This is a genomic window from Pseudomonas sp. DE0010 (assembly GCF_007680745.1).
GTDB classification, from domain to species: Bacteria; Pseudomonadota; Gammaproteobacteria; order Pseudomonadales; family Pseudomonadaceae; genus Aquipseudomonas; species Aquipseudomonas parafulva_B.
In genome coordinates, this window is record NZ_VEJQ01000029.1 from 21,488 (window position 1) to 35,893 (window position 14,406).

Sequence of the window (14,406 nt, forward strand, 5' to 3'; positions counted from 1 at the left end):
TTCAATCTTCAGATTCAGGAATACTCCGATCCATGGGCAAATCGCTGGTCATTGTGGAATCCCCGGCCAAGGCCAAGACCATCAACAAGTACCTGGGCAACCAGTACGTGGTGAAGTCGAGTATCGGCCATATCCGAGACCTTCCCACCAGCGGTTCGGCGAGCGCGAGCAAAGAGCCGGCCGCCAAGCGTGGCAAGGCGGCAGGTGAGGCACCGGCCCTTTCGCCCAAAGAGAAGGCGCGCCGCCAATTGGTTGCACGCATGGGCGTCGACCCGGACCAGGGCTGGAAAGCCAAGTACGAGATCCTTCCTGGCAAGGAAAAGGTGATCGACGAGCTGCGCCGCCTGGCCAAGGATGCCGACACCATCTACCTCGCGACCGACTTGGACCGCGAAGGGGAGGCAATCGCCTGGCACCTGCGTGAGGCCATCGGTGGCGACGATACCCGCTACAAGCGCGTGGTGTTCAACGAAATCACCAAGAAGGCCATTCAGGAAGCGTTTTCGCAGCCCGGTGAGCTCGACATTGATCGGGTCAACGCGCAGCAGGCGCGCCGTTTTCTCGACCGTGTGGTGGGGTACATGGTGTCCCCGCTGCTGTGGTCCAAGATTGCCCGCGGCCTGTCGGCCGGGCGGGTGCAGTCGGTAGCCGTCAAGCTGGTGGTCGAGCGTGAACGCGAGATTCGCGCCTTCATTCCTCAGGAATACTGGGAAATCCATGCCGATCTCGGCACCGCCAAGAACGCCAAGGTTCGCTTCGAAGTCGCCCGTGAAAATGGCGAGGCCTTCAAGCCGCTGAACGAAACCCAGGCCATGGCCGCGCTGGAGAAGCTCAAGGCATCGAGCTACAGCGTCGTCAAGCGTGAAGACCGCCCGACTAGCAGCAAGCCATCGGCGCCCTTCATCACCTCGACCCTGCAACAGGCAGCGAGCAATCGCCTGGGGTTCGGCGTGAAGAAAACCATGATGATGGCCCAGCGTCTGTATGAAGCGGGTTACATCACCTACATGCGTACCGATTCGACCAACCTGTCGAGCGATGCGCTGGAAATGGCGCGCAGCTACATCGAGCGCGAATTCGGCAAGCAGTACCTGCCCGAAACACCGCAGGTGTACGGCAGCAAGGAAGGGGCTCAGGAGGCGCACGAAGCCATCCGGCCGTCGGACGTGAGCACTCACCCGACCAAGCTCAGCGGTATGGAGCGCGATGCCGAGCGGTTGTACGAGCTGATCTGGCGTCAGTTCCTGGCCTGCCAGATGCCGCCGGCCCAGTACCTGTCCACCAGCGTGACCGTGGCAGCGGGCAGCTTCGAGCTGCGTGCCAAGGGCCGCATCCTGAAGTTCGACGGTTACACCCGCGTGTTGCCGCAGCAGAGCAAGCCTGGCGAAGACGACGTGCTGCCTGAGATGGTGCAGGGTGAAGCGCTCAAGCTGATGCAGCTTGACCCTAGCCAGCACTTCACCAAGCCGCCTGCCCGGTTCACCGAGGCCAGCCTGGTCAAGGAAATGGAAAAACGCGGCATTGGCCGACCATCGACCTACGCGGCGATCATCTCGACCATTCAGGACCGTGGTTATGTGACGTTGCACAACCGTCGCTTCTATTCGGAAAAGATGGGCGACATCGTGACCGAGCGGCTCTCCGAGAGTTTCTCCAATTTGATGGACTACGGTTTCACCGCCGGCATGGAGGAAAACCTCGACGACGTCGCCCACGGCGAGCGCGACTGGAAGAACGTGCTGGACGAGTTCTACGGCGACTTCAGCAAGAAATTGCAGACGGCCGAATCCAGCGAACACGGTATGCGCGCCAATCAGCCGACTATGACCAACATTCCTTGCAAGGAGTGCGGTCGCCCGATGATGATTCGTACAGCGTCCACGGGCGTGTTCCTGGGCTGCTCCGGTTACAGCCTGCCACCTAAAGAGCGCTGCAAGTCCACCGTCAACCTCGTGCCTGGCGACGAGATCGCTGCTGACGATGAGGGCGAATCGGAGTCGCGCGTGCTGCTTGGCAAGCACCGCTGCCCAGTTTGCGCAACGGCGATGGACGCTTATCTGCTCGATGAAAAGCACAAGCTGCACATTTGCGGGAACAACCCTGATTGCCCGGGTTACGAGATCGAAGAGGGCAGCTATCGCATCAAGGGCTACGAAGGCCCAAGCCTTGAGTGCGACAAGTGCGGCAGCGAAATGCAACTCAAGACCGGACGGTTCGGCAAGTTCTTCGGGTGCACCAACCCTGCGTGCAAGAACACCCGCAAGCTGCTCAAAAGCGGTGAAGCGGCGCCGCCGAAGATGGACAAAGTCGACATGCCCGAGCTTAAGTGCGAGAAGGTGGACGACACCTATGTGCTGCGCGATGGTGCTTCGGGGCTGTTCCTGGCTGCCAGCCAGTTCCCGAAGAACCGCGAAACACGTGCGCCCCTGGTGTGCGAGATTGTCCCGCACAAGCATGAAATCGATCCGAAGTACCATTTCTTGTGCGAAGCGCCGCAGAAAGATCCCGAGGGTCGACCAACCGTAATTCGTTACAGCCGCAAGACCAAGGAGCAGTACGTCCAGTCGGAAGTGGACGGCAAGCCCACGGGTTGGAAAGCGTTTTACGATGGCAAGGCCTGGAAAGTCGAAGACAAGCGCTGAGTTCTAGCGTCCAGGGATGGGGCCGTGCTGCGGTCTTTCGTGAGCTGATTTCACGAAAGGCCGCAGCACGGCCCCTTTCATTTATGATGCAGCAATCCGCTAAGCCACTTGATGGGAGGACAGCACATGGCCCAGGAGCTCTATACCCGCACTAATCAAAAACTGTACTTTGCCGGGCTGGCACTGGAATCGATGGCCAGGGCTGAACAGAGCCAGGCCATGAACGCCCAGGGGCTGGTGCAGGCTGAGCGGGAGTCGGCATTGTTTCATCTGCATGGTGCCTTGCTTGGCCTGTGTCACGAAATCAGTGGTTACTACCGCTTGCCTGCGCTGGCAAGCGTTGAGCAGGCTCTGGCGCAGGACGCCTTCAATGGCATCGCCATACCAGAAGTTGCCGAGCTCCTGGAGCTTGCCCGGCAACGGGAAACCTGGCTGGCGCAGATGCTGGCTGCCTATGCTGACTTGTTCCGAGCGCCTGTGATGCGCAAACCACCCAAGACTGACGTCACCCAGCCGTTGATCCAGGCGGTCAGCCTCGATGAGCAGGTGCCTGCGCCGCTGTCCCGTGCCGAGCTTGAGGCGTGGCGCAGCGATCTCAAGGCACTCGTCAGGCGTTTTCGCGATGCGTTGAGTGAGTGCTGACAGCGTCGAGCGCTGGTACAATGCTCGCCTTTCGTGGAGAACCGCCCTTTATGTCTACGTCTTTTCTGGAAATTGTCGAGTTGCCTGATGGCCGCATCGAACTGCGTCGCGCCGAGGATGAAGGCTCACTGGTAACCCTGGATTTCTCAGAGGATGCCAAAGTATTCCTGCAGGGTCAGCACGTCGAGGTGGCCAAAGCCATGCTCAGCGTGGGTGTGCAGATGGCTGGACGACTCGTGGATGGCGAGCTCGAACGTGACGAAGGGCCGCGCGTTCTGCACTGAAACGCGCAGTCGTGAGATGGCTGCCACCGGCCTGGCCGGTGTCGGCGGCAAACGTATCGAACAGATGAGTGTGGGGGTGTCGGGAACGCGTTGTGCGTTGTCGGCGTTCTTTACTCGTCAGGGCGAGCATGGCCTGGAGCGGTCAGGCCGGTAGTACGAATGCCGCAGTGTCAGCCGAAACGAATGTTCAGGCTTTGCGCGTTACCTACGCTTGCCGCACGCAACAGCAGCTGACGTGCGTTGGCATTGACGCTCCCCAACCAGCTGACCACGGTATGGCTACGGCCCAGGCGCAAGGCTTCGCACGCCAACTGCAAGGGAAGCTGGTTGCCTCGCGGATGAAGGAGCAGAATGCGTTCGCGGTTGAGCCCAGCCCTGCGCAGCCAGGCCTGTGTCAGGCTCGACGGTGGTGCAATGAGGGTCAACCAGCGTGTTTCGTCTTCTTCGCTGAGTTCGCGTAGCACAGGTGCCAGCAAGGTGTGACAGTGACTGGGGGCGCCGTGCAGTGACAATTCGCTGAACAGGTCGGGCACGTCGCTCTTGCGCGCCAGTTCGCTGGCCTTGAGGCCAGGTAGGACAGGCTGGGCGAGGAATGCTTCGAACAGCGGCAACTGGACTTGCTCGGTTGTATGGGTGAATGGCTGCATGACGCCTCCTGATTCAGCGGCGAATGACGCCGACGCTCAAGCCCTCGATCACCAGTTCCTGATCTTTCAGGTTGACTTCGATAGGGGCAAATTCCGGGTTTTCGGCCAGCAGCCAAACCTTGTTGCCTTCGCGCTTGAAGCGCTTGACGGTGACTTCGTCGCCGATGCGCGCCACGACGATCTGGCCGTTGCGGGCTTCGCGGCAGGTATGCACCGCCAATAGGTCGCCATCGAGGATGCCGACGTTCTTCATGCTCATGCCGTGCACACGCAACAGATAGTCGGCCTGGGGGTGGAAGAAGGCTGGGTTGATGTTGCAGGATTGCTCGATATGTTGCTCGGCAAGGATCGGGGCGCCGGCAGCAACGCGGCCGATGATCGGGAGCCCGGCTTCTTCGGCCTTGGCTTCGAGGCCGGGAATGCGAATGCCTCGGGAGGCGCCTGGTGTCATCTCGATAGCGCCTTTACGGGCCAGCGCCTTGAGATGCTCTTCGGCGGCATTGGGTGACTTGAAGCCCAGCTCCTGGGCAATCTCGGCACGAGTCGGCGGAAAGCCGTTGTCCTCGAGGCTGCGCTTGATGAAGGCGAGGATTTCGGCTTGGCGTGGCGTCAGTTTCAACATGATCAGCGCTCTGTCTTTTTGTACAGTGACTGGGATTATATACAGTATTCGGCGCGCCGCAAGCTCTGCCACTGCCCAGGTCAGCTGATGGGTACGGATTACACCGGGTTCGCCGCCAAACGCCCTCGCAACTACATGGTTGACCGGCCGGTCACGAACGCTTGACAGATCGGGGGTTGAAACGTATGTTTCAAACACCTGTTTGTATGGCGCAGTGCTTGGAGTAGTCATGGCCCAATCGGAAACCGTTGAACGCATCCTTGATGCTGCCGAGCAGCTGTTCGCCGAGCGCGGGTTCGCCGAAACCTCGTTGCGGCTGATCACCAGCAAGGCCGGCGTTAACCTGGCGGCGGTGAATTACCACTTCGGTTCCAAGAAAGCGCTGATCCAGGCGGTATTCTCTCGTTTCCTGGGGCCATTCTGCGCCAGCCTGGAGCGCGAGCTGGAGCGGCGCCAGGCCCGCCCCGAGCACAAGCCCACCCTCGAAGAGTTACTGGAGATGCTGGTCGAGCAAGCCCTTGCCGTGCAGCCGCGCAGCAACAACGACCTGTCGATCTTCATGCGGCTGCTGGGCCTGGCGTTCAGCCAGAGCCAAGGCCATTTGCGCCGTTACCTCGAAGACATGTATGGCAAGGTGTTCCGCCGCTACATGTTGCTGGTCAACGAAGCCGCGCCACGCATTCCTCCGCTCGAATTGTTCTGGCGTGTGCATTTCATGCTCGGGGCTGCTGCGTTCAGCATGTCGGGCATCAAGGCGCTGCGAGCCATCGCGGAGACTGACTTTGGCATCAACACCTCCATCGAGCAGGTGATGCGCTTGATGGTGCCGTTCCTGGCTGCCGGCATGCGTGCCGATACCGGTGTCACCGATGCGGCCATGGCCAGCGCCCAGTTGCGCCCGCGCAGCAAGACCGTCAGCGGTGCAGCCCCCGCCAAGGCATGAGCTCGCCAGTCGCCAGCCCTAAGCGGGCTTTCCCCTGTCTCTATTGAAGGATTTCTCATGACCGCCAGCCTGCAAGGCTCATTGATGGTGGATATCGCCGGTACCTGGCTGACCGCCGAAGACCGGCAGCTGTTGCGCCAGCCCGAAGTGGCGGGGTTGATTATCTTCGCCCGCAACATCGACAGCCCGCGCCAGGTGCGTGCGTTGTGCGCGTCCATTCGTGCGCTGCGCCCGGACCTGATCCTGACCGTCGACCAGGAGGGCGGTCGGGTACAGCGTCTGCGCCAGGGGTTCGTGCGCCTGCCGGCGATGCGTGCCCTGGCCGACACTGCCAATGCTGAGTACCTGGCCGAACAATGTGGCTGGTTGATGGCGACCGAAGTCCTTGCCGTTGGCCTGGACCTGAGCTTCGCTCCGGTGCTGGACTTGGATCACCAGCGCAGCGCGGTGGTGGGCAGCCGCGCCTTCGAAGGTGATCCGCTGCGGGCTACGCAATTGGCCGGCGCGTTCATCCGCGGCATGAACGCGGCAGGCATGGCTGCTTGTGGCAAACATTTCCCAGGCCATGGTTGGGCAGAAGCCGATTCCCATGTGGCGATACCCACTGACGAGCGTAGCCTGGAGCAACTGCGTGCGGCAGACCTGGTGCCGTTCAGCCGCCTGAGTGGTCAATTGGCAGCAGTGATGCCTGCCCATGTGATCTACCCGCAGGTCGACAACCGTCCGGCAGGCTTTTCCCGCCGGTGGCTGCAAGATATTTTGCGCGGCGAGCTAGGTTTCGACGGGGTCATCTTCAGTGACGACCTGTCCATGGCCGGTGCTCATGTGGTCGGTGATGCGGCCAGCCGCATCGAGGCGGCATTCAGCGCCGGGTGCGACATGGGGCTGGTTTGCAACGACCGTGCTGCGGCCGAACTGGCGCTGGGTGCTGCTCAGCGTATGCAGGTCACCCCGTCACCTCGGATCGCCAGCATGCGCGGCCAAGGCACCGCCTGCACCGATTATCGCCAGCATCCGCGTTGGCTGCAGGCGCTGTGCGCGCTCAAGGACGCCCAGTTGATCGACTAGCCGCTCATCGTCCAGCAGCCTGTCGGAACGCATATACCCAGCGGGTACGCGTTCCGACAGCTGCTACCGACCGCGCTTGCCCGGCAGCGGCGCAAACAGCGCCTCTATTTCCTCGTCCCCCAGTCGCCATTGCCCGGCCTTGCCACCGTCTAGCAGGCTGGCAGCCAGCGCTGCTTTTTCCTGCTGCAACAGCTGGATCTTTTCCTCCACCGTGCCGCGGGTGATCAGCTTGAACACGAACACAGGCTTGTCCTGGCCAATGCGGTAGGCCCGGTCGGTCGCCTGGTTTTCGCTGGCCGGGTTCCACCACGGGTCGTAATGGATGACGGTGTCGGCTGCCGTCAGGTTCAAGCCCACCCCGCCTGCCTTGAGGCTGATCAGAAAGACCTGGCTGTCCCCCTCCTGGAACTGCTGGACAGGGGTGCGGCGGTCGCGAGTGTCGCCGGTCAACAGGCTGTAGCGGATGCTGCGCTTTTTCAGTTCCTGCTCGATCAACGCCAGCATCGAGGTGAACTGGGAGAACAGCAGCACGCGGCGGCCTTCGCCCATCAGCTCTTCGAGCATCTCCAGCAGCGCGCCCAGCTTGCCCTTGTCGCTCTGGTTGCCCTTGATGTCCACGCCCTTGACCAGGCGCAAGTCGCAACACACCTGGCGCAGCTTGAGCAGTGCATCGAGGATGACGATCTGGCTGCGTGCGGCACCGTTGCGGGCTACCTCGTCGCGGACCTTCTTGTCCATCGCCACCCGCACGGCCTCGTAGGTGTCACGCTGTGCGTCACTCAGTTCGACCCAGTGCACCAGCTCTGTCTTGGCTGGCAGCTCGGTGGCGACCTGCTCTTTCGTGCGGCGTAGCAGGAAGGGGCGAATGCGCGTGATCAGGTGGGTCAGGCGCTCGGTATTGCCCTGGCGCTCGATAGGCGTGCGGTAGTCCTGATTGAAGCGCTTGAGGTCACCCAGCCAGCCGGGCATCAGGAAGTGGAAGATCGACCACAGCTCGCCGAGATTGTTTTCCATCGGTGTACCGGTCAGGCACAGGCGCTGGGTAGCCTGCAGTTGGCACACGGCCATGGCTGCCTTGCTGGTGCTGCTCTTGATGTTCTGCGCCTCGTCGAGCAACAGCAGGTGCCATGGCTGCGCACGCAAATGCGCAAGATCGCGGGGCACCAGTGCATAGGTGGTCAGGATGAGGTCGTAATCGTGCAGGCGGGCGAAATGCTTGCTGCGGGCTGGCCCGTGCAGGGCCAGCACCCGAAGGCCGGGTGCGAAGCGCTGCGCCTCGTCCAGCCAGTTGGGTATCAGGCTGGTCGGCATGACAGCCAGTGCTGGCGCGCTCAAACGGCCCGCTTCTTTTTCCAGCAGCACATGGGCCAGGGCCTGCAAGGTCTTGCCCAGGCCCATGTCATCCCCAAGGATGCCACCGGTGCCCATTTCCCGCAGTGCTTGCAGCCAGTTGAGCCCCTGCTGCTGGTAGCCGCGCAGGCTGGCTTGCAGGCCAGCAGGTGGGGCGACCTGCAAATCCCTGGCATCGCGCAGGCGGCGACCCAGGTCGCGCACATGCTCACCGCCTTCCCAATGCAGGGGCAGCGCTTCGATCCCGTTCAGGCGCGCAGCGTCTGCTCGGCTCATGCGCAGTGCCGTCCCGGCTTCAGGTTCGCTCAGGTACAGCTCGCCCAAGGTCGCCATCACGGCCTTGACCCGGCCATAAGGCAGAGCCACGCGCAGGGCAGGGGCATCGATCCGGCCGCGGTTGAGATCGATCAGCAGGTGCTCCTCGTCGTTGCGCTTGGCCAGTTCGCTGGGGCGTAGCAGCTCAGGGCTGTTGCGCAACAGTTGCAGGACGATGGGCAGCAGGCTGTGCCGCTGCCCTTCGACGACGATACCCAACTCAAGGTCGAACCATTCACGGCCTGGCGTTTCATCGACCGTGGCGTACCAGTCTTCTACCTCCTGCAAGTCGAACGCGAAGTCGCGGTTGACGTCCACCTGCCAGCCCGCTTCACGCAGCTGGGGCAGGTTGGTGCGCACGAATTGCAGCCAGGCCTCGTCGTCGGGAAGCAGGAACATTTCGCCGGCGCTGTCGGGCAGTGCCTTGCTCTGCCGGGTCGCGACCTTGAACCCCATGTCACGCAGGACATTGCGCAGGGCTTGCTCAGCCTTGGGCTGGCGGCTGATGCGCTGGCTCACGCTGCCCACCAGGCGCGTCAGCGGCTTGTCGGTATTGCCGCTGGCCGACAGGCCGTCGTAGTCGAACGACAGCGCGGCGCGGTGCTGCATCTGGCGCTGCATGCGACCGGTCTTGGGCATGTAGGCGGTGAACTCCAGGCTCCCAAGTACCAGGTGCGCGGTGGGCTGAATGTCATCGACGTGTTGCTCCTGGACCTCGGTCGGCGTCGGCACGGCATGGCTCAAGGCGTTGAGCTTGTGGCTGAGCGGCACGACCAGGTGCTCCGGCACCTCGGGCGCGAGGGTCAGTTGCATCGCAACGTGTGGGTTTAGCCCATGTTCCAGGACGCCGATCTCATGGGTGACCATGTCCAGGTAGTACAGCGGAAGCAATGGGATGACGCAGTTGGATTTATCCTCGCCAGTGAACCACAAGCCACGGTACGCACCATTGTCCAGGCGCACCCAGCGAAACTCGCCCTGGCGCACCGGCCCGGGCTGCAGTGGTGGCTGAGTGTCGAACAGGTACAGCCGGCCCGTGTCGATAATGCGCTGGAGCAACTCACCGCCTTCGCCCCCGGTCAACCTGTAGCCCCGCTCCTGGCCGCCCCCCTGGTTGAGCGAGGAGAGCAGACGCAGGATGCGTGCGTCTTCTTCGGTCACGAATTTTGGCCGGTCGTACAGGAAGTCGTAGACCGATTGCACCCGGCTGAAGCGAATGCCGTCTTCGGTTTCGGTGCCTTTGCGCACGACCACCGAGCAACTGGCATCGTCCTGAAGGTGCAGGTTGTAGCAGACCGAGCGCCCGCGCTTGTCCTTGCCGGGTTTAACCGGTGCGGGCGCTTGTTCGAGATTGCTGAGCCAATACTGAAGCTCGGCTGACATCTGCGCAGAGGTGGGCTTGGCTACCAGTGGCTTGTCGAAGGGGTCGCTGATCAGCAGCAGCGCGGCTGCGCAATGCTTGCAGTTGTACCCCACAGGGCAACTGCAGTCGCCCTCGACGATGCAGCGCCCGGCATGCACGCTCACTTCGATGGTCTGCCTGTAGGTTTGTCCTGCACTGCCTTCGCACAGCGCAGAAAACCTTTGCCCGTCCAGGTACTCGAGCTCGGCCTTGCCCTCGCTCGCATAGACCTCGCCTCGCTTTAGAGCACCTGCATCGAAACATTCGATCCAGTTGGGGTACTCGTTCAGCAGCTCGAAGGCATCAGGTCCTTTACGTCTCATGGGTCACTGCTCCAGCATGTCCTGCGACGGCATCTTGGGTGTGCCAGGTGGGGTGATCTTCAACAGCATGGCCAGATGGCCGCCGTCCAGGTAGGTCAGTTGTCCGCCTTTCACATTGCTGTTGGCCTGCCGAAACTGCTCGCTCTGCAGCACGCTGCCGTTGCCGTCGAGCTGGTTGACCCAAAGGTTGGCTTCGACCTGGATGAAGCGACCCTGGGTGATGCTCAGGTTGCCCTCGATCGGGAAATGGCCGAACTGCTCGGCACCCTCACCCAATGCGATGCGACTGGGCCCATCGCCTACCTGCTGTTGCCAGGCCCGGTGCATGAGCACCGTGTAGTCGGTCGTGGCACCCAGGCGTGTAGCCTCGTCTTCGAGCGCCGGGCGCTGCTCTGCGCCTTTGTCCAGCCGTGGCGCGCCAGCGCTCCAGTCTTCAGGCGCGAACGGGCTGGTGAACGCGGGTACGTTGTTCTGCCTTACCAGGATCATTTCGACCTGATACGGGCCCTGGGCGAATGCCGCTGGGGCAAACGCCACCAGTAGCAGGGTCAGACAGCGAATGGCGCGCATGGATCTTCCTTAGGCAGGCTTTGGTGTCAGGCGCTCGAACAGCGCCTCAAGGGTGTTGAAACGCTCATCAGGCCGCTCCATCGGGACCATGAAGCGGAACTGGGTGGCGCCTTCGAACTTGTAGCGCTTGGGCTGGCTCTGGATCAGCTTGATCAGGGTCAGAGGATCGACCGGCGTTTCGGCCTCGAACTCGAGCTTGCCGCCATTGGGGCCGGCGTCGACTTTCTTGATGCCCAGTTTCTCCGCCTGCAACTTGAGCAGCGTCAGGCGCATGAGGTTCTTGGTGGGCTCTGGCAGAAGGCCAAAGCGGTCGATCATCTCGACCTGCAGGTCCTTGAGGCCTTCCTCATCGGCCGCCGAGGCGATGCGCTTGTACAGGATCAGCCGCGCATGCACGTCCGGCAGGTAGTCCTCGGGGATCAGGGCTGGCAGGCGCAGGTTGATTTCCGGGCCGCCGCCCAGCGGTTGTTCAAGGTTTGGCTGGGTGCCCTTGCGGATCGCCTTGACGGCGCGCTCGAGCATTTCCATGTACAGGGTAAAGCCCACCGCCTGGATCTGGCCGCTCTGGCCGTCTCCGAGCAACTCGCCAGCCCCGCGGATTTCCAGGTCGTTGGTCGCGAGCACGAACCCGGCGCCCAGGTCCTGGGTGTTGGCGATGGCTTCGAGGCGTTTTTCGGCGTCGCCGCTGACCTTCTGGCGCGTTGGCGTCAGCAGGTAGGCATAGGCCTGGTGGTGGCTGCGACCGACCCGGCCACGCAATTGGTGCAACTGGGCCAGGCCGAACTTGTCGGCACGCTCGATGACGATGGTATTGGCGCTGGGCACGTCGATGCCGGTTTCGATGATGGTCGAGGCCACCAGCACGTTGAAGCGCTTGTGGTAGAAGTCGCTCATCACCTGCTCCAGCTCGCGCTCGCGCATCTGGCCGTGACCAATGCCGATGCGCGCCTCGGGGACCAGTTCGGCCAGGTCGGCAGCGCATTTCTCGATGGTTTTCACATCGTTGTGCAGGTAGTACACCTGGCCACCGCGCAGCAGTTCGCGCAGCAGCGCTTCCTTGACGGTGCTGTTGTTCTGTTCCATGACGAAGGTGCGTACCGACAGGCGCCGGGCCGGCGGCGTGGCGATGATCGACAGATCGCGCATGCCCGCCACGGCCATGTTCAAGGTGCGCGGGATGGGCGTGGCAGTCAGGGTCAGGATGTCCACTTCGCTGCGCAGCGCCTTGAGCTGCTCTTTCTGACGCACCCCGAAACGATGCTCTTCGTCGATGATGGCCAGGCCCAGGTCCTTGAAGCGTACGTCGTCCTGGAGCAGCTTGTGGGTGCCGATCAGGATGTCGATCTTGCCCTCGGCCAGCTCGGCCGCGGCATTGGCCACTTCCTTGGCCGACTTGAAGCGGCTCATCACCTCGACGGTGACCGGCCAGTCCGCAAAACGGTCGCGGAAACTGTTGTAATGCTGCTGGGCCAGCAGGGTGGTGGGCACCAGCACAGCCACCTGGCGACCGCTGTGCACGGCGATGAACGCTGCACGCATGGCCACCTCGGTCTTGCCGAAGCCTACGTCGCCGCACACCAGACGATCCATGGGCTTGGGCGCCAGCATATCGGCGCGTACCGCTTCGATGGCCGCTTGCTGGTCGGGGGTTTCTTCGAACGGGAAGCCTGCGCTGAACGTGGCGTAGTCGGCGGCCGGGTCGGCGAACGCGTAACCCTTGCGCGCTGCACGGCGGGCATAGATGTCGAGCAGCTCGGCGGCGACGTCGCGTACCTGTTCGGCGGCCTTGCGCTTGGCTTTCTGCCAGGTTTCCGAGCCCAGGCGGTGCAGGGGCGCCAGCGCGTCATCGCTGCCGGTGTAGCGGGCGATCAGGTGCAGGTTGGCAACGGGTACGTAGAGCTTGGCGCCCTCGGCGTATTGGAGGGTCAGGAACTCGGCGGCCTGGCCGTCGATTTCCAGCGTCGCCAGGCCCAGGTAGCGGCCCACGCCATGATCGATATGCACCACCGGCGCGCCTTCACGCAGCTCGGTCAGGTTCTTGATGACGGCATCGTTGGCGGCTTCACCGCGCTTGTCGCGGCGGCGGCGCTGCATCACCCGCTGACCGAACAGCGGGCTTTCGGCGATCAGGGCCATGGCCGGGTCGTCGAGCAGCAGGCCTTCGTCGAGCGGTGCGATGGTGATGTTCAGGCGTTCGCTACCGGTGACGAAGTCGGTCCAGCCTTCGACCGTGTTCGGGCGCAGCTTGAGCCGTTCGAGCAGCTCAAGCAGCACTTCGCGGCGTCCGGCCGATTCTGCGGTGAACAACACGCGCCCATCGAACTGGTCGAGAAACCCTGCCAATGCCGCCAGCGGCTGGTTGGCCTTGGCTTCGATGGCAAGGTCAGGCAGGGGGCGAGCGGCGAAGCGCTGGCGCCCGGCGCCTGGGTCCAGGTCATCGCGGCTGACCACCACCCGTGGCCACTGCTTGAGGCGCGCGAAACAGTCTTCAACCGGCATGAACAGCTCGGCCGGCGGCAGCAAGGGCCGGCTCAGGTCGCCCCGGCGGTCCTCGTAGCGCCCGCGTACGTCGTTCCAGAAGTGCTCGGCCGCCTGCTCCACGCCCGGCAGCGAAAACACCTGGGTATCGGCCGGCAGGTAGTCGAACAGGGTCGAGGTTTCTTCGAAGAACAGCGGTAGGTAGTACTCGATACCGGACGGGATGATGCCGCTGGCCAGGTCCTGGAAGATCGCGCTGCGGCGAAAATCCACGTCGAAACGCTCGCGAAAGCGTGCCTTGAACCGGGTGACTTCCTCTTTTTGCATCGGAAATTCGCGTGCCGGCAGCAGGCGAATGGAGTCGACCTTGTCGATCGAGCGCTGGGTCTCGGGGTCGAACGTGCGCAGCGTTTCGATTTCGTCGTCGAACAGGTCGATGCGGTAGGGCAGCTTGCTGCCCATCGGGAACAGGTCGATCAAGGCCCCACGCACGGCGAACTCGCCATGCTCATAGACGGTGTCCACGCAGCGGTAACCACTGGCTTCCAGGCGGCTGCGCATCTGCTCCACATCGATGGTCTGGCCCACGTCCAGCACCAGGCTGCTGCCCAGCAGGAAGCGGGTCGGGGCCAGGCGATGCAAGGCCGTGGTGATGGGCACTACCAGGATGCCGTGGCTCAGCTCCGGCAGCCGGTACAGGCTGGCGATGCGCTGGGAGATGATGTCCTGGTGGGGCGAGAACAGGTCGTAGGGCAGGGTCTCCCAGTCGGGAAACGGCAGCACCGGCAACTCGGGCGCGAAGAACTTCAGTTCCTGCTCCAGGCGGTCGGCGGCCTGGCTGTCTGCCGTCAGCAGCAGGGTGAAGCGGCCAGCGCTGCTGGCGGCCTCGGCGATGGCAAGGCTGAGGGCGGCACCGGGCAGGTTGCCCCAGGTTTGTTTGCCGGCGGTAGCCGACAGTTGCGGTAGGCGCAGAACTGACACGGGAGATTGCACTCCAAGCGTTTCGGCAAAGAGACCGATTGTACCGGTGACGCTGGCGGCTGTCAGGCTCCAATGGGGCAGGATGATCGATGTGCGTGACCACGACAGGCGCTCATTGCCGGTTACGCATCGGGGCGTC

At 62.8% G+C, this 14,406-nt stretch carries 11 protein-coding genes; 6 read left to right on the plus strand and 5 right to left on the minus strand.

Annotated elements, in window-relative coordinates; translation table 11 throughout:
- Positions 1 to 32 precede the first annotated feature (32 nt).
- From topA to FS767_RS22930, 4 genes are all read left to right on the plus strand, one after another.
- On the plus strand, positions 33 to 2,642 hold the full coding sequence (gene topA, locus FS767_RS19015) for a type I DNA topoisomerase (RefSeq protein ID WP_058606158.1): 2,610 nt from the start codon (positions 33 to 35) through the stop codon (positions 2,640 to 2,642).
- 126 nt (positions 2,643 to 2,768) lie between these two features.
- Positions 2,769 to 3,284, plus strand: a complete 516-nt coding sequence (locus FS767_RS19020; protein ID WP_058639657.1) for a DUF6586 family protein — start codon at positions 2,769 to 2,771, stop codon at positions 3,282 to 3,284.
- A gap of 50 nt (positions 3,285 to 3,334) precedes the next feature.
- Complete coding sequence (locus tag FS767_RS19025) at positions 3,335 to 3,568, plus strand: hypothetical protein (RefSeq protein WP_023534164.1); 234 nt, start codon at positions 3,335 to 3,337, stop codon at positions 3,566 to 3,568.
- A 16-nt stretch (positions 3,569 to 3,584) separates the two neighbouring features.
- Positions 3,585 to 3,722: a hypothetical protein gene (locus tag FS767_RS22930; RefSeq protein WP_167339380.1), complete on the plus strand. Its 138-nt coding sequence runs from the start codon at positions 3,585 to 3,587 to the stop codon at positions 3,720 to 3,722.
- A 16-nt stretch (positions 3,723 to 3,738) separates the two neighbouring features.
- Here the strand turns inward: FS767_RS22930 and sulA are convergent, their stop codons facing one another.
- Complete coding sequence (gene sulA / locus FS767_RS19030; RefSeq protein ID WP_144967443.1) at positions 3,739 to 4,215, minus strand: SOS-induced cell division inhibitor SulA; 477 nt, start codon at positions 4,213 to 4,215, stop codon at positions 3,739 to 3,741.
- 13 nt (positions 4,216 to 4,228) lie between these two features.
- Positions 4,229 to 4,837 (minus strand): transcriptional repressor LexA, encoded by a 609-nt coding sequence (gene lexA / locus FS767_RS19035; protein WP_023534260.1) that lies wholly within the window; start codon positions 4,835 to 4,837, stop codon positions 4,229 to 4,231.
- A 229-nt stretch (positions 4,838 to 5,066) separates the two neighbouring features.
- Between lexA and FS767_RS19040 the strand changes: the two genes are divergently transcribed.
- Together FS767_RS19040 and nagZ are read left to right on the plus strand one after the other, a co-directional pair.
- Complete coding sequence (locus FS767_RS19040) at positions 5,067 to 5,780, plus strand: TetR/AcrR family transcriptional regulator (protein WP_058639655.1); 714 nt, start codon at positions 5,067 to 5,069, stop codon at positions 5,778 to 5,780.
- 69 nt (positions 5,781 to 5,849) lie between these two features.
- Positions 5,850 to 6,848: a beta-N-acetylhexosaminidase gene (gene nagZ / locus FS767_RS19045; protein WP_178102752.1), complete on the plus strand. Its 999-nt coding sequence runs from the start codon at positions 5,850 to 5,852 to the stop codon at positions 6,846 to 6,848.
- A 63-nt stretch (positions 6,849 to 6,911) separates the two neighbouring features.
- On the opposite strand, the gene FS767_RS19050 is transcribed toward nagZ, so the two are convergent.
- From FS767_RS19050 to mfd, 3 genes are read right to left on the minus strand one after another with little or no spacing between them, the layout of a single operon-like run.
- Positions 6,912 to 10,238, minus strand: coding sequence for a DEAD/DEAH box helicase (locus FS767_RS19050; protein ID WP_144967447.1), 3,327 nt, complete (start codon positions 10,236 to 10,238; stop codon positions 6,912 to 6,914).
- A 3-nt stretch (positions 10,239 to 10,241) separates the two neighbouring features.
- Positions 10,242 to 10,808, minus strand: a complete 567-nt coding sequence (locus FS767_RS19055; protein ID WP_144967449.1) for a peptidoglycan binding protein CsiV — start codon at positions 10,806 to 10,808, stop codon at positions 10,242 to 10,244.
- A 9-nt stretch (positions 10,809 to 10,817) separates the two neighbouring features.
- Positions 10,818 to 14,267 (minus strand): transcription-repair coupling factor, encoded by a 3,450-nt coding sequence (mfd, locus tag FS767_RS19060; protein WP_144967483.1) that lies wholly within the window; start codon positions 14,265 to 14,267, stop codon positions 10,818 to 10,820.
- Positions 14,268 to 14,406: the final 139 nt, after the last annotated feature.